We start from the raw sequence: 16092 nt of genomic DNA, 5'->3' as shown, positions 1-16092 counted from the left end.
GGTGCGTCAGCTCGCCGGACAGATGGCGCTGGACATGCGGCCGAGGTCGACGTGCCGCCGACTCACCAAGGCAATTCCAGTTCCAGACATGACGGAAGCGTGTCACGCGGATCTCGGGCCAGTCCACCGTTATCCAATATGTGGACACCCTTGTCCCGCATCACGAGACCAGGTGTCGTCGGTCACACGGCCGGGCCTCCGGCGGCGCCGAAACGGGCCTGCGCCCCGGCGCAAGCAGGTCAGACCCTCTGCGCAAGCAGGTCAGACCCTCTGCGCAAGCAGGTCAGACCCTCTGCGCAAGCAGGTCCGACCGCCCGCGCAAGCGGGTCAAACCGCCTTCACAAGCAGGTCCGACCGCCCGCGCAAGCGGGTCAAACCGCCTTCACAAGCAGGTCCGACCACCCGCGCAAGCAGGTCAGACCGCCCGCGCCCCCGGCCAGGGCCCCGGAGTGGCGGCGTCCGGCTCCTCCTCGACCTTGGTGTCGAAGAGCTTGAAGCCGCGCCGCTGGTAGTTGTCCATCGCGTGCTCGCCGTCCTTGCTGCAGGTATGCAGCCAGACGCGCTTGGTCTCGGCCCGCCCCGGCCAGCGCTCGGCCAGGTCCCAGGCGCGCGCGGCACCGTACGTGAGGAGGTGCCCGCCGATCCGGCGTCCCCGGAAGGCGGGGATCAGTCCGAAGTGGACGATCTCCACGACACCGTCGTCCTGCGGGTCGAGCTCGACATAACCCGCAGGCGTCCCCCTGTCGTACGCGACCCAGGTCTCCACCCCCGGCCTGTCCAGGGCCTCCTGCCACTGCGCGTACGTCCAGCCGAGCCGGTCCGTCCAGCGGATGTCCCCGCCGACCGACGCGTACAGGAAGCGGCTGAACTCGGGCGAGGGGACCTCGGACCGTACGATCCGGACGTCGCCGCCGGGCGCGATCGCGGGGAGCAGGTCGGCCGGGGCCGTCTGCTCCAGGGACCAGGTGGTCACAGTGACGTTGCTCATGCCGGCCAGGGAACCACGGAGGCGGGTGCCGCTCCAAAAGCGGTTTCCTCCAGCCGGGCGCTCACTCCAGCGAGTCGTCGACAGAGGACAGCGGAACGGCGTAGAGCAGCCGCTGCTCAGCCGGGCTCGTCAGCGTCCACAGCTCGCCCGTCTCCTGCCAGTAGGAGAGCGACCGGGCGTGCAGGCCCCAGCAGGCGTGCGACTGGTCCGCGGTGCAGGTGGCCGCCTTGGCGCCGCCGTCGGTCTGCCGCCACAGGACGCCGCGCGGGGTGGGGCCGTCCGACGCGTGGCCGACGTACCACTGGGCCTCGCGCGCGCCGATGGGCGTGTGGGAGAGCACGCCGGACGCTCCCGCGGCCTTGGTCTCGTAGGCCTCGACCGCGGCGACGTACCCCTGGGAGCCGGCGAGCAGGCCCGTGCGGTGGGCGGCGGTGCTGTAGGAGTACCGCCAGACACGGGCCCGGTCCCTGTCGCGGCCGGGCGGTTCGGTGGCGACCAGGCTGTCCGGCACGGTCGTACGGTCCAGGGAGAGCGAGCCGAAACAGGGCACCGCCGTGAAGCTGTCCGCCGTACATGTGCCGCCGGGTACGGCGTACGAGCCGATGGCCGGGAGCACGTACTGGTAGCCGTCCGCCGAGTAGCCGTCGCCCGTCCTGCCGACGGCGGCGCTGTTCACGTCGGCCCGCAGGATGCGGTGCATGTCGAAGACGAGCAGGCCCGCGCCGTGCGCGGCGGTGACGATCAGCTTGTCCTGGTACCAGACCATGCCGCCCAGGCCTGAGCGGACCGCCGTGAAGTCCTTGCCGCCGTCGCGCGGGGCGACGAGCAGAACCCAGCGGTACGTGAGGGCCGCCGGGTCGGTCGCGTCGACGACGGCGATCCGGGCCAGGCCTTTGTCGCGCGCCGGCACGGCGGCCTGGCGGTCGTCGGCGGCGTGGCGGTCGGCCACGGCTTGGTGGTCGGCGACGGCTTGGCGGTCGGCGGCGACCCGGCTGCCGTGGTGCGTCCAGCCGGCCAGGATCACCCGGTGTTCGCCCCACTGGCCGTCGTCGTCGGCGTCGCCGGAGGTGGTGACCGACCGCGGCTGCCACTGCCGGGTCCGCGCGTCGCCGCCGTCCCAGCAGTACGCGCGCGTGGCCGTCGGCTCGACCGGCAGCGCGGCCCGCTCGGCGGTGGAGCACTCGGCCCGGTCGCGCATCGAGCGATCGGCGCTCTGGAGGACGCCGTCGACGCCGACGTTCCCGCCCATCCTCCTGGTGAGCGTGTCGAGGGTGTCCCGCGCGACCAGGTTCTCGTGGAGCCGCAGCTTGGCGGTCGCGGCCGCCGACGTGACCGGGGTCAGTCCGCCCGGACTGCCGTCGGCCGTGGCCTGGGAGGTGCTGATCAGCGTGGCGGCCGCGGTGAGAGCGAGAGCGGTGCCCGCCAGCGTGGCGCGCAGCGCCTGTCCCCTCCTGCGACGACGGTGCCTGCCGCGGTGCTTCATACGTCCTCCCGACGAAGGCCAACTGCCCCTCACACCCCGGGCGTTGACGGAGAGGCGGGTGGGGTGGCCTGTGAGGGCATGCTATCGGGATGTGCATCGGGCTTCAGGACTCTGCTGAGGAAAGCGTGATTCGAGCAGGGTCTGTGTCGTTGGTCCACCCTGGTTGTTGTGGTCGCGGGTGGGAGGGCCGAGAAGGATGTCGCTGGAGCCGCGGGCTGATCAGGGACAAGGCCAAGTGGTCCTGCATCACGAAAAGACAGTGCCGACCCGTTCTGATCTTCTGCATTTCACCTATAACCCGCGTATGTATCGTGGCCGTCATGCAGCTTCGGTACAGCTTCCGCCTGTACCCGGATTCCGGCCAACGCACCGCACTGGCCAAGGCGTTCGGGTGCGCCCGCGTCGTCTTCAACGACGCGGTGCGTGCTCGCGAGGACGCCCGCAGAGCGGGCGAGCCATTCCCGAGGGCCGGCGATTTGTCCAAGAAGCTGATCACCGCCGCGAAGCAGACCGCTTCACGGGCCTGGCTGGGCCCGACGTGCCTCAGCGTGCACGTGTCAGAGGTCAGGCCCGACCCGAGTCGGGTTTAGGGCGCTTCTGACGGCTCTTGAAACCGTCCGATGGCTGTCACTGGCGTGCCCGGAGGGGCAGTCAGCGCATCACGAGGTGGCTCGCGTTGCGCCGACGATCAGTCCCACGCCCGACCAAGAGCCATCAGAAGCGCCCTAGGTGACGTCGAGGGCCCGGCGCGCACGGCTGATCAGGTTCTGGGCGTCCGTCCCGAAGACGGCCGACTCCCGCAGGGTGCGCCAGACCTTGAAGTGGGTTGCGACGTTGTCCGTGTCGTCGAGCCAGATCTCGGCGTGCCAGTTCTCTACGACGACCTGTTGGTCGTCGTAGATCCAGAAGCCTCCGCCGGGCGGGATCTTCAGAGACGCGCCGATGGGCACGATCCCGAGCTCGACGGTGTCCAGGCCGATCACGCCGGAGAGCCGGTCGAGCTGTGCGGCGAGCACCGAGGGCGGGCAGATCAGCGCGCTCAGTACGGGCTCCCAGAGGAGGATGTGGTACTTCCGGCCCGCGCTGTAGAGGCACTCCTGACGCTTCATGCGGGAGCGCACGGCCTCCTCGATGTCCCGTACCGAGCCGTGCAGTTCGGTGAATCGACTGAGAATCGCCCGCGCATAGTCGGGCGTCTGGAGCACGCCGACGATCCACGACGACTCCCACGCATGGAGGACCGCCGCCTGAGCCTGCGCCGCGTTGTGCGCGTCCTGGACGGCCTTGTGACCCGAGGCGAGCTGGCGCCGCCAACTGCGGACGTGGGACTCCAGTCCCCGGAGGCGGGCGAGGAGTTCCCCGTCCGCCTCCGGCTGGCCGGTGGCCTCGGCCCAGGCCCGGAGCTCGTCAGCCGTGGCCGTCTGCTTGCCGTTCTCCAGCTTGCTGATCTTCGACTGGGGCCAGCCCAGCCGCTGGGCCAGGATCGTGCCGGTGAGTCGATCGCCGGGGGCGGACTCGCGCAGCTCTCGCAGACGCTCACCGAGCGCCGCGCGCGCCTGCTGGAAGTCGGTGCTCACCGGTTCGACTCACTGCTCCCTGGTGCTCATGTCGGCCGCGAACTCCTCGTACGGGACAGCGTGGTGGATGGCCGCATCCCGGACCATGGCGTACCTGATCACCTCAGCCGGTTCGGTGATCAGCTCGACGTCGACCAGTTCGTCATCGTCGGTGAAGTTGAGGAGCGCCACCAGCCGGGAGTCGAAGATCCAGAAGTCTTCGGCGGGGAGACGCAGGCGATCAGCCTCGGCACGCGAGAGGTTGCGGATGTCCTCGCCCAGGGCGGTGTTCTTCTCGGCGTACGCGAGCAGGTAGCGCTGTCCCTGAGTGGCGGGGTCGTCGACCAGGCGCACGCGTCCGACTCGTGCGCCACCTGCGGTCTTCTCGCGGATCGTCACGGACCACGGAGTCCTCAGGTCCCACGTCGGAGCCTCGCCCTGGACGAACTGCGCCCACGTGTCGGTCGCCTCGTCGGACGCGTACCGGCGCCGGGTCTCCAGCCGCCAGGCGGTGTGCTCGAACCGCTCGAAGAGCTGTCCGAACGCGTCCAGGTCGATGATGCTCGCGTCGCGAGTCACGTCCTTGGGCCCCCAGTCCACGATCAGTTCGCGAGGTACAACGATCGCCACCTCTCCTTCGGACAAGTGCCGGAGCTGCGCGATGTCCTCGGGGTCGCTGAGCGACGGCCCGTGAACGATGATCTCGCCGCTGTCTACGTCCTCGTGCACGGACGGGCAGCCGCCCTCGCCAGCCTGCCACGGCCGCCGGGGCGATGCGTCATGAGCCGGGCCCTGCACGTGTGCCGCGCCTGCGATGGTCTGAGCACCGACCCCGCCGACGGCGTGATCGTCATGCACGAGCTCGGCAACTCCGGGCCGGGCTGGACGGTGTGGGCGCACCGCGAGCATGCCGACGACGTGGAGCTGATCGACCCTGTCCTACTCCAGATCATGACGCGCATCTGGGTCGCGCAGGCGGCAGCGCAGTAGCATCGCCTCAACTAGACGGCCCGTCGTGATGAAGATCTTCACGCCCCGGGCCCGGCACGCGTCGGCAACGGCGGTCCATTCGCGCGGCTGGCGCGAGGCTCGGGACTTCTCCCACATCACGAGGACGTCGGCGCCGAACTCGCTCGAGTGGAGATCAGCTATGAGCGGGCCGAAGCCGTCGCGGGTCTTGTGTGCGTAATCGGACGCGGAGCCAACCTCCTTGTAGGATTCGCCGGTCAGCGTGATCGGGACGCGGTACTCCGCGAGAGCCTTGACGTTCGCCTCGTGCTGCTCCTCGTTGCTGCGCTCGACTCCGCTCTTCATCTGGCAGGCCGCGCTGACCTACTTCTTCGGCCGGCGTGCCGCCAAGCGGCTCGGTGACGCCCACGAGTACGGGCAGACAAGCCGCGATTCCCGGAAGGACCAGTACAACAACCGGGTGGCGCGCAACTTCGTCGGCAGCAGTTACAACCGGTACTGGATGAACTACTACAACAGCCGCGGCTACCTGTTCCAGTACCTGTACTCCGCCGGCAGCTGGCTCTACAGCCACGGGTACCTGAAGAAGTGATCCCACAGCGGTCATGGGACTCTTGCGTCCGCTGACCCGCTGACCTGGCCGACGGGTGCCGGGGCAGGCCCTTTCGAGGGCGTGCCCCGGCACCCGCGTACCACCACCGGTTCCTCCTTCGCACCCTCGCGTCGTCCGGTCCCCGAGCTCCTCCTGATTCACCCCTCCGAACCCGCCACCCCCAGCCTCCGACCCCTCCACAACCTCCGGGAGCCCCCATGCCGCTGCCGACGCGCCCCGCCCGGCCGACCGCACTGCCCGTCACACTGCTCCTGGCCACCGCCCTGATGACCGCCGGCCTGACCAGCTGCTCCGCGCTGTCCCCGTTCAACACCTGTGACGACACCGCGGTGCGGCTGAAGGACCTGCGCTCCCAGTCGATCCTGAACTCCACCCCCGAGGGGGCGACCGCCCTGAGGGGGCTCGACTCGGTTGACTCGCGCTGCATCGACGACACCGGCGACGCCTGGCTGTACGCCGCGCGCGTCTACGCCTTCCCCGGCTCCCGGCAGGAGGTCGTGGACTTCTACCGCACCACCGCCAAGGCGGACGGCTGGCGCCTGCAGCACGACCCTTCAGACCCGGACACCCCCGAAACAACGGCGGGACTGTGCTTTACCAAAGGCGGGGACGGCGACGCCCTCCTGCTGTCCGTGCAGTTCACCACGGCCCGCGATCTGAAGTTTGAGTACGACTACGACGCCGGGCCGGAGTTCGACTTGGGATCCGGATTCGAGATAGAGGTCGGCTCCGAGACGGACGGGGCGAAGGTCGGCTGTTTCGACTGACGCCCTGGGGTTTTCGGAGCCGGCGACGGGGCGGGCCGCGGCCCGCCCCGCGCTGTTCCCCTTGTCAGGCGGCCGTCCCGCATCACCGCCGAAGCGGTCATCGCATGAACCTGCTGGTCAGGCATCAGGAACCAGCTATGGTGCGTGAGCGATTCGTGAGCGGACGGCGCGAGACGAGCCGTTACACGCTGGACCACTCTTCATGCCGCGTGGCGCTGATCAGGTAGAACAGCACCACGCGGTACGGGCAAGCACCTCCCGTCACAGATTCGATCCCACTTGTCCTGCGAGACGCGCAGGATCTCGCGCCCTCGCAGTGTCTCGACGGCTTTGATCGTCATGGCCCCCCGGTCGGCAAACTCACTTTCGAGTGTGCACTCCCAAGAAAATTTCGAGAAGCCGAGAGTGGGGGAGGGTAGGGGCGCAGGGGGCGAAAACCCTGCGACCCGTCGCCTCACGACCCCCCCGGCCCCGACGCCCCACCCACCCGCGCCCCCAACACCGCCGGCGCCGTCGAGTGCGGCAACAGGTCCAGCGGATCGTCCGGCAGCAGAACTTCCACCTCGACCTCCTCGCGGAAGCGGTACGGCCGGTGGTCGAGGAGACCCGTGAGGCGGCGCCGTACGCGGGACAGTTCGGCACGGACGGTCACCGTGCGGGTCGGGTCGTCGAACAGGTCCACCGCGAGCTGCGCCGCGCTGCGCCCCTCGCGGTGCACGGCGAGCAGGTACAGCAGCTCGGCGTGCCGCGGGCTCAGATCCTGGGCCCAACTGCCCGCCGCACCCGCCACGGTGGCGCACGGCCGCCGGGGCTCGCTGAGGTCGAGCACCAGACGGCTCACGCACCCCGGAGTGTCGGCCTCGACCCGCAGCAGCCACCCGCCGGGCATCGGCTCCGCGACGCACATCCCCAGGGACGGCAGCCAGACGTGGCCCGCGCCGAGGGAGTTGGGCAGCGGGACCCGGTCGACGGGCGGCATCCCGGTGACCGCCGCGAGCCAGCCGTGCGTGTCCACCACCAGCGCCTTGCCGCCGATCCGGCACAGGAGGGGCGCGGCCACCGCGCGCAGCCGCTCGACGGCCGCCAGATGCCGGTTGCGCAGTTCGCTCTCGGCAAGCCGGGACACCGAGTCGACCAGGGCCAGCGTCGCCGGATGGAAGGTGCTGTCCGGCCCGCTCACATCGATGATGCCGAGCAGCCGCCCGTCGCGGGGATCGTGCACCGGCGCGGCGGCGCAGGTCCAGTCGTGCAGCGTGCGCACGAAGTGCTCGGCGGAGTGGACTTGGACGGCTGTGCCCGCCGTCAGTGCGGTACCGATCGCGTTGGTGCCGGTGGTGTCCTCGCTCCAGGCGGCGCCCTCCTCCAGACAGATGGTGTCGGCCCGGCGCAGCACCCCCGGGTTGCCCTCGCGCCACAGCACCCGGCCCTCCGCGTCCGTGACCACCATGATCTGCAGCGACGCGTCGGCGACCGCTCCCAGCCCGCCGCTGAGGGTCGGCATGACGTCGGCGAGCGCGGTGGAGGTACGGCGATGTTCGAGTTCGTCCGTCTGCAACAGCACGCTGTCCGTACTTTGTTCGGGATCGAGGCCGAAACGTTTCACCCTTTGCCATGACTGACCGATGACAGGCCGCGGTGCGATCGGGGAGTGTTCGCCTCTGAGCGCCGCGGCCCAGGTTTCCTGGAGGTGCCGGACCGTTGTCTCCTGGACGTGCCGGACCGTTTTTTCAGACGCGTCCGGCGGAGCGGAACGGGCGGGGTTGGACGATGTGATCTTCACAGGGCACCCCCGAAACCAGTACCGCTTACGAACCGTGACGCCGCCGTCACCCCACATCGTGCCTGCTCTCGGCCGAGGACGCGGGGAGTTCGCCCAAGGAGCCTGAAGGAAAGGCATACGAGCCCTGAGGAAAGGCATGCAACGGTCTGCAACTCTCGCCAACGGTCACAAGGTTCAACGAAACTGACACCGACGTCGCCTGTGCGGCGTCCGTGCTCCTTGATACGGGGCCACAAGGCGGGGGTGGTGCCGTGTCGGCGCAGCACCACCCCCGCATCAGCCTTGCCGCCTCCTCACGACACCGGCGGCCGCCCTACGAAGCGGTCCGCCACCCCACGGCACCGGCCGCCGCCCTACGAAGCGGTCCGCCACCCCACGGCACCGGCCGCCGCCCTACGAAGCGGTCCGCCTCCTCGCGACACCGGCGGCTCCCTCACGACACCGGCCGCGCCCGCTCCACCACCGTGGCCAGATCCAGGCTGTGCGGCAGCGTGCCGAAGGCCGAACCCCAGTCGCCGCCCAGACGTGAGGCGCAGAACGCGTCGGCGACCTCCGGCGGCGCGTACCGGACGAGCAGCGACCCCTGGAGCACCGTCGCGATCCGCTCGACGAGACGGCGGGCGCGCCCCTCGATGCCGTCCAGGTCGGCGAGTTCGGCCAGCAGGTTCTTGATGGCCCCGTCCAGGCGGTGGTCGGCACCCCGGGCCCGGCCCACCTCCCGCAGATACGCGTCGAGGGCGCCCGGCTCCCGTTGCAACGCGCGCAGCACGTCCAGCGCCTGGACGTTGCCCGCGCCCTCCCAGATGGAGTTGAGCGGCGACTCGCGCAGCAGCCGGGGCATCCCGGACTCCTCGACGTACCCGTTGCCGCCCAGGCACTCCAGCGCCTCCACCGCGACCGGCGTACACCGCTTGGTCACCCAGTACTTGGCGGCAGGCACCGCGAGCCGCAGGAACGCCCGCTCCTGCTCGCCCCCGTCGTCGTACGCGGCGGCCAGCCGCATGGCGAGCGTCGTCGCGGCCTCGGACTCGAGCGCCAGATCCGCCAGGACATTCCTCATCAGCGGCTTGTCGATGAGCCTGCCGCCGAACGCCTCACGGTAGGTGCAGTGGTGGACGGCCTGGGCGATGGCCTGCCGCATCAGCGAGGCCGAGCCGAGCACACAGTCCAGCCGGGTCGCGGCGACCATCTCGATGATGGTCCGCACCCCGCGCCCCTCGTCACCGACCCGGCGCGCCCAGGTCCCGTCGAACTCGACCTCGCTGGACGCGTTGGACCTGTTGCCGAGCTTGTCCTTGAGCCGCTGGATGCGGAACACATTGCGCGTGCCGTCCGCCAGCACGCGCGGCACCAGGAAGCACGTCAGTCCGCCCGGGGCCTGCGCGAGCACGAGGAAACCGTCCGACATCGGCGCCGAGCAGAACCACTTGTGGCCGGTCAGCTCGTACGTCCCGTCCTCGGCGAGCGGCCGCGCCTGAGTCGTATTGGCCCGTACGTCGCTGCCGCCCTGCTTCTCCGTCATGCCCATCCCGAAGAGCACGCCGGCCTTCTCGGCGGCGGGCCGCAGCCCCTGGTCGTAGACGGTGGAGGTCAGCCGCGGCTCCCACTCGGCGGCGAGCGCCGGGTCGGTGCGCAGGGCGGGCACCGCCGCGTGGGTCATCGACAGCGGGCAGCCGTTTCCGGCCTCGACCTGCGTCCAGAGCACGAACGCCGCCGCGCGCCGGAGATGCCCGCCGGGCCGCGACCAGGCCGAGGTCAGCCCCGCAGAGACGCCCTTGCCGAGCAGCCGGTGCCAGGCCGGATGGAACTCGACCTCGTCGATCCGGTTGCCGTAGCGGTCGTGGGTGCGCAGCTTCGGCGGGTTCTCGTTGGCCAGCACCCCCCACTCCTGCACCTGCGCGGAGCCGGACGTGCGCCCGAGTGCCGACAGCTCCTCGCGCGCCTCGTCGAGGAGCGCCGGATCAAGATGCCGCTCGACCGCCTCGGAGAGGGCCCGGTCGGCGGCGAATACGTCATATCCGACCAGGGGCGGAGCCTGGTTGGTCACTGTGTGGGTGCTGGCTGACATACGGATACGGTAAGGACGTGCACCAGGCAAAAGAAACACCTGAACGGCCTCCCTCGGGCCGCTTCCACCGCGCTCGCGCGCTGTACCGGAACGTATCGAAGCGCAGGACCGCCTGGCTGCTCCTCAAGGACACCGTCAACTCGTGCATGGAGTACCGGATCCTGGGGCTCGCGGCCGAGGCCGCCTTCTTCACGCTCCTGTCCGTGCCGCCGCTGCTGCTCAGCATGATCGGGCTGCTCGGCTACGTCGACGACTGGACCGGCGCCGACACGATCGCCAGTCTGGAGACCAACATCCTGGAGGCGTCCCGCACGGTCCTGACCGAGCGGGGCGTGCACCAGATCGCCGAGCCGATCCTCCACGACGTGATGAAGGGAGGCCGCCCCGACATCATCTCCCTGGGTTTCCTGTTCGCCCTGTGGTCGGGCTCCCGCGCGGTGAACGTCTTCATCGACACCATCACCGTGATGTACGGCCTCGACGGCGCCCGCGGGATCGTGAAGACCCGGGTGATGTCGTTCCTGCTCTTCCTCGTGGCCCTGCTGATCGGTTCGATCGCCCTGCCGCTGATGGTGGCGGGGCCGGACGCGGTGGTGAACATCCTGCCCTGGTCGACGACCGTCGTGCAGGTCCTGTACTGGCCTGTCGTCATCGTCCTGTCGATCGTCTTCCTCACGACGCTCTACCACGTGTCCGTGCCGGTGCGCTCCCCCTGGGTCGAGGACGTGCCGGGCGCCCTGGTGGCCCTCGGCATGTGGGTGCTCGGCAGCTTCCTGCTCCGCATCTACCTGACCAACACCGTCGAGGGCCCCACGATCTACGGCTCGCTCGCCGCGCCCGTCGCCGTCCTGCTGTGGATCGGCGTGTCCGCGTTCGCGGTCCTGGTCGGCGCCGCCGTCAACGCCGCCATCGACCGGGTCTGGCCGGCCGCCGCCACCGCCGCGGCCCGCGCCGCCAACGAGCGGCTGCGCGAGGCCCAGGTCGCCGAGTACGTCGCCCGCGCCGCCGCGCACCGCTCGTACGACGCCGAGCCCGATGACCCCGACATGCCCTCCGAGTTCCCGGAGCGCTGGTCGCGCTTCCTGCCCCCGGAGGACGTGACGTCCCGGCTCCGTACGCATGTGAAGAGCACGCATCACGCCCACAAGCACGAGGACGACCACCCCGCGGAGAAGTGACCGGGCCTGCGGCGGGTTACGCCTTCCACACCCCGGCCGCCGCGGCCTCCCGTACGAAATCCCCGTAGTCGCGCGGCTCGCGGCCCAGGATCTGCTGGACGCCGTCGGAGAGGTAGGAGTTGCGGCCGTCGAGGAGGCTCTCGAAGAGGTCGACGAGGAACTCGGCCTCTTCGGGCGGCACCCCGAACCCGGCGAGACGGTCGCCGTACTGGCGCGCCGTCACCGGTGTGTACGTGAGCTCGCTGCCCGTCGCCGCCGCGATCTCCGCGACCGCCTCGCGGAAGGTCAGCGGACGGGACCCCGAGACGGCGAGCTCCTGGCCGGCGTACCGGTCGCCCGACGTCAGCACGGCCACCACCACGTCGGCGATGTCCCGTGCGTCGATGAACGGCTCGCGCACCTCACCGGCCGGGAAGACCAGTTCCCCGTGCCGCAGCCCGTCCACCAGCGGGCCCTCGCTGAAGTTCTGCGCGAACCACGCGGCCCGTACGACCGTCCAGTCGGCGCCCGGCGCCTTGAGCGCCTCCTCGGTCGGGCGGGCCCGCTCCTCGCCCCGCGACGACAGCAGCACGAGCCGCGGTACGCCGAGTCCGACCGCCTCCCGCGCGAGCGCGCCGACCGCCTCCGTGGCCGCCGGGGAGCCGACGTCCGTGGGGTGCACCAGATACGCCGCGTCCGCGCCGCGCAGGGCGTCCGCCCAGGTCGAGCGGTCGTCCCAGTCGAAGCCCTGGGAGCGGGACGCCGCCCGAACCGTGAGACCGGCCGCCCGCGCGGCCTCCGCAACCCGGCGGCCGGTGCGCCCCGTGGCCCCTGTCACCAACACCGTCATGTTCCGCGTGTTCTCTGCCATGCCCGTCAGTCAACTGCCGCCCGCCGGACGCGACCATCGCTGAACGGCTCATTCCCATAAGCGGACGTCTACGGGCCCCCGCCGCCCGCGTCTACGCTGGCGCCATGGACGCACTCGCAGGCCTGCTGGAGGGTCCACGCGCGCGTGGCGCCTTCATGATCCGTGCGTGCTTCGACCCGCCGTGGTGCATCCGCGTCGAGGACCGCGCCCCCCTGACGATCATGCTGGTGGTCCGCGGCGACGCCTGGGCGGTACCGAACAGGGGCGAACCCGTGCGGCTGCGGACGGCTGACCTGGCCATCGCGCGCGGCCCCGACCCGTACCTGTGCGCCGACGACCCGAAGACCCCGCCACAGGCGGTGATCCTTCCGGGCGGCGCGTGCGCCTACCCCGACGGGCGCTCCCTGAAGGGCCACTGGGATCTCGGCGTACGCACCTGGGGGGACCGGCTCGACGGCTCCACGGTGCTGCTGATCGGGACGTACATGATGAAGGGCGAGATCAACGGCAGGCTGCTGGACGCCCTGCCGCCGCTGCTGTCGCTCACCTCCGACGTGTGGCAGTGCCCGCTGACGCCGATCCTCGTCGAGGAGATGGTGCGCGACGAGCCGGGCCAGGAGGTCGTCCTGGACCGGCTGCTCGACCTGCTGATGATCGCCGCGCTGCGGGCCTGGTTCTCGCGCCCCGAGGCCGAGGCGCCCGCCTGGTACCAGGCTCTCGCGGACCCCGTCGTGGGCCAGGTGCTGCGGCTTCTGCAGGGCGACCCGGCACACCCCTGGACGGTGGCGGCACTCGCCGCCAAGGCCGGCGTCTCGCGGGCCGCGCTGGCCCGGCGCTTCGGCGAACTCGTGGGCGAGCCCCCGATGACGTATCTGACCGGCTGGCGGCTGGCCCTGGCCGCCGACCGGCTGCGCGAGACGGACGACACCCTCGACTCGATCGCCCGTCAGGTCGGCTACGGCAGCGCGTTCGCGCTGTCCAGCGCCTTCAAGCGGGTGTACGGGGTCAGCCCGCAGGAGCACCGGACGCGGGCGGCGTAGCGTGGCGCACGTGGCTGACAGGGCGTACGCGGCGTACGGGGCCGCCGATCGTCTCACGGAGGCGTCCGGCTATGCGGAGCGGGCGTCCCGGCTGCCGGGCGCGGTGGTGTGGTCCCGTGGGACGGCCGGGTCCTCGGCCGCACCGGTCCTCCCCGACGGCTGCATGGACCTGCTGTGGCACGAGGGCCGGCTCCTGGTCGCCGGGCCCGACACCCGAGCGCACATCCCGGAGGGCCCGCCGGGCCACTGGGCGGGCGTCCGCTTCTACCCCGGTACGGCGCCTGCGTTCCTGGGCGTCCCCGCGTACGAACTGCGCGACCGGCGCGTGGAGTTGGCCGACCTGTGGACCGCCGCGCAGGTACGCCGCCTGGCCGGGCGTATTGCCGCCGCAGCCGACCCGGTGAGCGCGCTCGAAGAGCTCGCGCTGGAACGGGCGGCCGACGCGGAGCCCCCCGATCCGCTGCTCCGGAAGGTCGTGGCGGCCCTGGACGCGGGCCGCCCGGTAGCCGCGACAGCGGACGAACTGGGCCTCGGTGCACGGCAGTTGCACCGCCGGTCGCTGGCCGCGTTCGGCTACGGGCCGAAGACGCTGGCCCGGGTGCTGCGGCTGCAGCGGGCCCTCTCGCTCGCCCGGGGCGGGGTGCCGCTGGCGGAGACCGCGGCCCGCGCCGGGTTCGCGGACCAGGCCCACCTGGCGCGGGACGTAAGGGAGTTGGCGGGGATGCCGGTGCGGGAACTGCTGGGTCTGGGATAGCGGCGGACTGCGGGGTCTGGGGCAGCCGCGGACTACTGGGCCTGGGGCAGCCGCGCGAACAGGTCGACGCCGTTGCCGTCCGGGTCGTGCACGACCGCGTACCGCATGCCCCAGAAGGCGTCCCACGGCTTGAGCTCGCCGTGATGCCCGGCGCCGACCAGTTCCTCGTACACGGAGTCGACCTCCGCCGGACTCTCGCAGAGGAAGGCGAGCGACATCCGGCCGCCGCCCGTCGGAGGCCGCCACCCGGCGTGGAACGACCGGATCGTCTCCTCCGTGTCGAGCGCCAGCCGCAGTCCGCCGGGCAGCTCGGCCTCGACATGCGGCTGGTCCCCGGTGCCCTCGGGGAAGACGAGCCCGAGGCGGCGGTAGAAGGCGAGCGAGGCGGCCATGTCGGAGACGGCGAGGCCGATCACATCGAATCGTGGAGTCATGCGGTCACGGTAGGCAGACCGGGGCGGCGGGTCTTGAACGAATCGGACACGGTCCCGGCCCTCCGCCTTGCGGGGCCCGCGTCCCGGCAGTACACGGAAAGAAAGGGCGCATTCGGGCGAAAGCGGGTGCCTTCATTCCGTGCCCGCGGGAAGAGAGGAACCGCATGGTCACCGTGACCACCGCGCTGAGCGACTACCCCAAGAGTCCGGTCACCCTGGAAGCGGAGTACGACCCCGGCCTGTCCCGTTGGCTGTGGCTGGTCAAGTGGCTGCTGGCCCTCCCGCACTACGTCATCCTCGTCATCCTCTGGGCCGCTTTCCTGATCGTCACCGTGATCGCCTTCTTCGCGATCCTGATCACCGGCGCCTACCCCCGCGCCCTGTTCGGCTTCAACGTCGGTGTGATGCGCTGGAGTTGGCGCGTGGCGTACTACGCGTACGGAACGCTCGGCACGGACCGCTATCCGCCCTTCACCCTCGCGGACGTGCCCGGCTACCCGGCCCACCTGGAGATCGTCCACCCCGAACGGCTCTCCCGAGGCCTTGTCCTCGTCAAGTGGTGGCTCCTGGTGCTGCCGCAGCTGCTGGTGGCCGCCTTCCTCGGCGGCGGCGTCCGCTTCGCCGGCGGCCTCGCGGGCCTGCTGGCCTTCTACGCGGGCGTCTCGCTGCTCTTCACCGGCCGCTATCCGCGCGGCATGTACGACCTCAACATCGGCCTGCACCGCTGGACGGCCCGCGTCATGGCGTACGCGGCGCTCCTGACGGACGTGTATCCGCCGTACCGCCTGGATCAGGGGCCGCGCGAACCCTGAGGCGCGCCGGCAATCCGCTGTCCGATGCCGATCCGAAAGGGCCGGTCCCGTCGGCTCGTCCGGGCTGACCCCGTCGCGGAAATAGGCTCAGGGCCATGCCTTTCCGCGTTCTCGTGTACACCCGCACCACCGGCTACCGGCACGACTCCATCCCGGACGCCGTCGCCGCCGTACGCTCCCTCGGGGCGGCGCACGGTTTCGGCGTCGACGCCACCGAGGATCCAGGCGCGTTCGAGGCGCCCCTCGACCCGTACGCGGCGGTCGTCTTCCTCTCCACGAGCGGTGAGGTGCTGACCCCCGAGGGGCGCACCCGCCTCGCCGCGTACGTCGAGGAGGGCGGCGGGTTCGCCGGTGTGCACGCCGCCGCCTGCACCGAGTACGACTGGCCCTATTACGGCGAACTGCTCGGCGCGCGCTTCGACCGGCACCCGGACCTGCAGCCCGGCACGGCTGTGGTGGAGGACCACGGCCACCGGGCCACCCAACACCTGCCCCCGCTATGGGAGTTCACGGACGAGTGGTACGACTTCCGCGCCAGCCCGCGCGCTTCGGTGCGCGTCCTCGCCTCCGCCGACGAATCCTCGTACGAGGGCGGCGGGATGGGTGACGACCATCCGCTCGCGTGGTGCCGCGAGCAGGGGAGGGGCCGGGTGTTCTACACGGCCCTCGGACACGCGTCGGAGGCGTACGAGGATCCGGACTTCCGGGCGCATCTGCTCGGCGGTATTACCTGGGCGGCCGTCCTCTGAAGACTTGGCGGACCTCTCAAAGCCTTGGGCCGCGCCCGCTGCGGGGCCTGC

The 16092-nt window shown here is 71.0% G+C and carries 18 protein-coding genes and 1 pseudogene; 9 read left to right on the top strand and 10 right to left on the bottom strand.

Going from position 1 to position 16092, the window contains the following annotated elements; all coding sequences use genetic code 11:
* Window positions 1–6: 6 nt before the first annotated feature.
* The 3 genes from C4B68_RS44380 to C4B68_RS08975 form a co-directional block, all read right to left on the bottom strand.
* On the bottom strand, window positions 7–90 hold the full coding sequence (locus C4B68_RS44380; protein WP_309486338.1) for a putative leader peptide: 84 nt from the start codon (window positions 88–90) through the stop codon (window positions 7–9).
* A gap of 325 nt (window positions 91–415) precedes the next feature.
* The gene (locus tag C4B68_RS08980; RefSeq protein WP_099498856.1) at window positions 416–988 is read right to left on the bottom strand and encodes a GNAT family N-acetyltransferase; all 573 of its coding nucleotides are present in this window, start codon (window positions 986–988) and stop codon (window positions 416–418) included.
* Window positions 989–1049: 61 nt separating this feature from the next.
* Window positions 1050–2471: a hypothetical protein gene (locus C4B68_RS08975; protein WP_099498855.1), complete on the bottom strand. Its 1422-nt coding sequence runs from the start codon at window positions 2469–2471 to the stop codon at window positions 1050–1052.
* 320 nt (window positions 2472–2791) lie between these two features.
* Between C4B68_RS08975 and C4B68_RS08970 the strand changes: the two are divergent.
* Window positions 2792–3004, top strand: a pseudogene (locus C4B68_RS08970) (helix-turn-helix domain-containing protein); the annotation flags it as partial.
* Between the two features lie 192 nt (window positions 3005–3196).
* Here C4B68_RS08970 and C4B68_RS08965 read toward each other — a convergent pair.
* Both C4B68_RS08965 and C4B68_RS08960 read right to left on the bottom strand, forming a co-directional pair.
* Entirely contained in the window at window positions 3197–4048 is an 852-nt protein-coding gene (locus tag C4B68_RS08965; protein WP_099498854.1) for a helix-turn-helix domain-containing protein, read from the bottom strand.
* 9 nt (window positions 4049–4057) lie between these two features.
* On the bottom strand, window positions 4058–4825 hold the full coding sequence (locus C4B68_RS08960; RefSeq protein ID WP_099499043.1) for a DUF6879 family protein: 768 nt from the start codon (window positions 4823–4825) through the stop codon (window positions 4058–4060).
* On the opposite strand from C4B68_RS08960, the gene C4B68_RS08955 reads away from it, so the two are divergent.
* Window positions 4718–5017 carry a hypothetical protein gene (locus C4B68_RS08955; RefSeq protein ID WP_240634263.1) on the top strand — a complete coding sequence of 100 codons (300 nt, stop codon included), beginning with the start codon at window positions 4718–4720 and terminating at the stop codon, window positions 5015–5017. The genes C4B68_RS08960 and C4B68_RS08955 overlap by 108 nt on opposite strands.
* Here the strand turns inward: C4B68_RS08955 and C4B68_RS08950 are convergent.
* Window positions 4967–5341, bottom strand: coding sequence for a recombinase family protein (locus C4B68_RS08950; RefSeq protein WP_099498853.1), 375 nt, complete (start codon window positions 5339–5341; stop codon window positions 4967–4969). The two genes, C4B68_RS08955 and C4B68_RS08950, sit on opposite strands and share 51 nt — an antisense overlap.
* On the opposite strand from C4B68_RS08950, the gene C4B68_RS41295 reads away from it, so the two are divergent.
* Together C4B68_RS41295 and C4B68_RS08945 are read left to right on the top strand one after the other, a co-directional pair.
* Window positions 5316–5588 carry a hypothetical protein gene (locus C4B68_RS41295; RefSeq protein ID WP_143674228.1) on the top strand — a complete coding sequence of 91 codons (273 nt, stop codon included), beginning with the start codon at window positions 5316–5318 and terminating at the stop codon, window positions 5586–5588. The two genes, C4B68_RS08950 and C4B68_RS41295, sit on opposite strands and share 26 nt — an antisense overlap.
* Window positions 5589–5806: 218 nt before the next feature.
* Window positions 5807–6376 carry a hypothetical protein gene (locus C4B68_RS08945; protein WP_099498852.1) on the top strand — a complete coding sequence of 190 codons (570 nt, stop codon included), beginning with the start codon at window positions 5807–5809 and terminating at the stop codon, window positions 6374–6376.
* A 454-nt stretch (window positions 6377–6830) separates the two neighbouring features.
* Here C4B68_RS08945 and C4B68_RS08940 read toward each other — a convergent pair whose 3' ends face one another.
* A complete protein-coding gene (locus tag C4B68_RS08940; RefSeq protein ID WP_373682169.1) occupies window positions 6831–8156 on the bottom strand; it encodes a GAF domain-containing protein in 1326 nt (441 codons plus the stop codon).
* 433 nt (window positions 8157–8589) lie between these two features.
* On the bottom strand, window positions 8590–10224 hold the full coding sequence (locus C4B68_RS08935) for an acyl-CoA dehydrogenase family protein (RefSeq protein WP_099498850.1): 1635 nt from the start codon (window positions 10222–10224) through the stop codon (window positions 8590–8592).
* Between the two features lie 17 nt (window positions 10225–10241).
* Between C4B68_RS08935 and C4B68_RS08930 the strand changes: the two genes are divergently transcribed.
* The gene (locus C4B68_RS08930; RefSeq protein ID WP_099498849.1) at window positions 10242–11402 is read left to right on the top strand and encodes a YihY/virulence factor BrkB family protein; all 1161 of its coding nucleotides are present in this window, start codon (window positions 10242–10244) and stop codon (window positions 11400–11402) included.
* Window positions 11403–11418: 16 nt separating this feature from the next.
* Here C4B68_RS08930 and C4B68_RS08925 read toward each other — a convergent pair whose 3' ends face one another.
* The gene (locus C4B68_RS08925) at window positions 11419–12252 is read right to left on the bottom strand and encodes an NmrA family NAD(P)-binding protein (RefSeq protein WP_099498848.1); all 834 of its coding nucleotides are present in this window, start codon (window positions 12250–12252) and stop codon (window positions 11419–11421) included.
* A 104-nt stretch (window positions 12253–12356) separates the two neighbouring features.
* Here C4B68_RS08925 and C4B68_RS08920 point away from each other — a divergent pair, with 104 nt between their 5' ends.
* Both C4B68_RS08920 and C4B68_RS08915 read left to right on the top strand, forming a co-directional pair.
* Entirely contained in the window at window positions 12357–13292 is a 936-nt protein-coding gene (locus tag C4B68_RS08920; protein WP_099498847.1) for an AraC family transcriptional regulator, read from the top strand.
* Between the two features lie 10 nt (window positions 13293–13302).
* Window positions 13303–14046 (top strand): helix-turn-helix domain-containing protein, encoded by a 744-nt coding sequence (locus C4B68_RS08915; RefSeq protein WP_099499041.1) that lies wholly within the window; start codon window positions 13303–13305, stop codon window positions 14044–14046.
* Window positions 14047–14078: 32 nt separating this feature from the next.
* Here C4B68_RS08915 and C4B68_RS08910 read toward each other — a convergent pair whose 3' ends face one another.
* Window positions 14079–14480: a VOC family protein gene (locus C4B68_RS08910; protein WP_099498846.1), complete on the bottom strand. Its 402-nt coding sequence runs from the start codon at window positions 14478–14480 to the stop codon at window positions 14079–14081.
* Between the two features lie 164 nt (window positions 14481–14644).
* Between C4B68_RS08910 and C4B68_RS08905 the strand changes: the two genes are divergently transcribed.
* Together C4B68_RS08905 and C4B68_RS08900 are read left to right on the top strand one after the other, a co-directional pair.
* Window positions 14645–15292, top strand: a complete 648-nt coding sequence (locus tag C4B68_RS08905; protein WP_099498845.1) for a DUF4389 domain-containing protein — start codon at window positions 14645–14647, stop codon at window positions 15290–15292.
* Window positions 15293–15387: 95 nt separating this feature from the next.
* Window positions 15388–16041: a ThuA domain-containing protein gene (locus C4B68_RS08900; RefSeq protein ID WP_099498844.1), complete on the top strand. Its 654-nt coding sequence runs from the start codon at window positions 15388–15390 to the stop codon at window positions 16039–16041.
* Window positions 16042–16092 lie beyond the last annotated feature (51 nt).

It is taken from the genome of Streptomyces dengpaensis (assembly GCF_002946835.1).
Classification (GTDB): Bacteria; Actinomycetota; Actinomycetes; order Streptomycetales; family Streptomycetaceae; genus Streptomyces; species Streptomyces dengpaensis.
Note: the sequence above shows the minus strand (reverse complement) of the source record. Positions and strands in the feature narration are given on the sequence as shown.

Excerpts from the sequence above, each read along its gene's own strand:
- C4B68_RS08900 (WP_099498844.1), top strand. The coding sequence starts at position 15,388 with ATGCCTTTCCGCGTTCTCGTGTACACCCGCACCACCGGCTACCGGCAC.
- C4B68_RS08910 (WP_099498846.1), bottom strand. The coding sequence starts at position 14,480 with ATGACTCCACGATTCGATGTGATCGGCCTCGCCGTCTCCGACATGGCC.
- C4B68_RS08975 (WP_099498855.1), bottom strand. The coding sequence starts at position 2,471 with ATGAAGCACCGCGGCAGGCACCGTCGTCGCAGGAGGGGACAGGCGCTG.
- C4B68_RS08920 (WP_099498847.1), top strand. The coding sequence starts at position 12,357 with ATGGACGCACTCGCAGGCCTGCTGGAGGGTCCACGCGCGCGTGGCGCC.
- C4B68_RS08950 (WP_099498853.1), bottom strand. The coding sequence starts at position 5,341 with ATGAAGAGCGGAGTCGAGCGCAGCAACGAGGAGCAGCACGAGGCGAAC.
- C4B68_RS08925 (WP_099498848.1), bottom strand. The coding sequence starts at position 12,252 with ATGGCAGAGAACACGCGGAACATGACGGTGTTGGTGACAGGGGCCACG.
- C4B68_RS44380 (WP_309486338.1), bottom strand. The coding sequence starts at position 90 with ATGTCTGGAACTGGAATTGCCTTGGTGAGTCGGCGGCACGTCGACCTC.
- C4B68_RS08945 (WP_099498852.1), top strand. The coding sequence starts at position 5,807 with ATGCCGCTGCCGACGCGCCCCGCCCGGCCGACCGCACTGCCCGTCACA.
- C4B68_RS08935 (WP_099498850.1), bottom strand. The coding sequence starts at position 10,224 with ATGTCAGCCAGCACCCACACAGTGACCAACCAGGCTCCGCCCCTGGTC.
- C4B68_RS08905 (WP_099498845.1), top strand. The coding sequence starts at position 14,645 with ATGGTCACCGTGACCACCGCGCTGAGCGACTACCCCAAGAGTCCGGTC.
- C4B68_RS08980 (WP_099498856.1), bottom strand. The coding sequence starts at position 988 with ATGAGCAACGTCACTGTGACCACCTGGTCCCTGGAGCAGACGGCCCCG.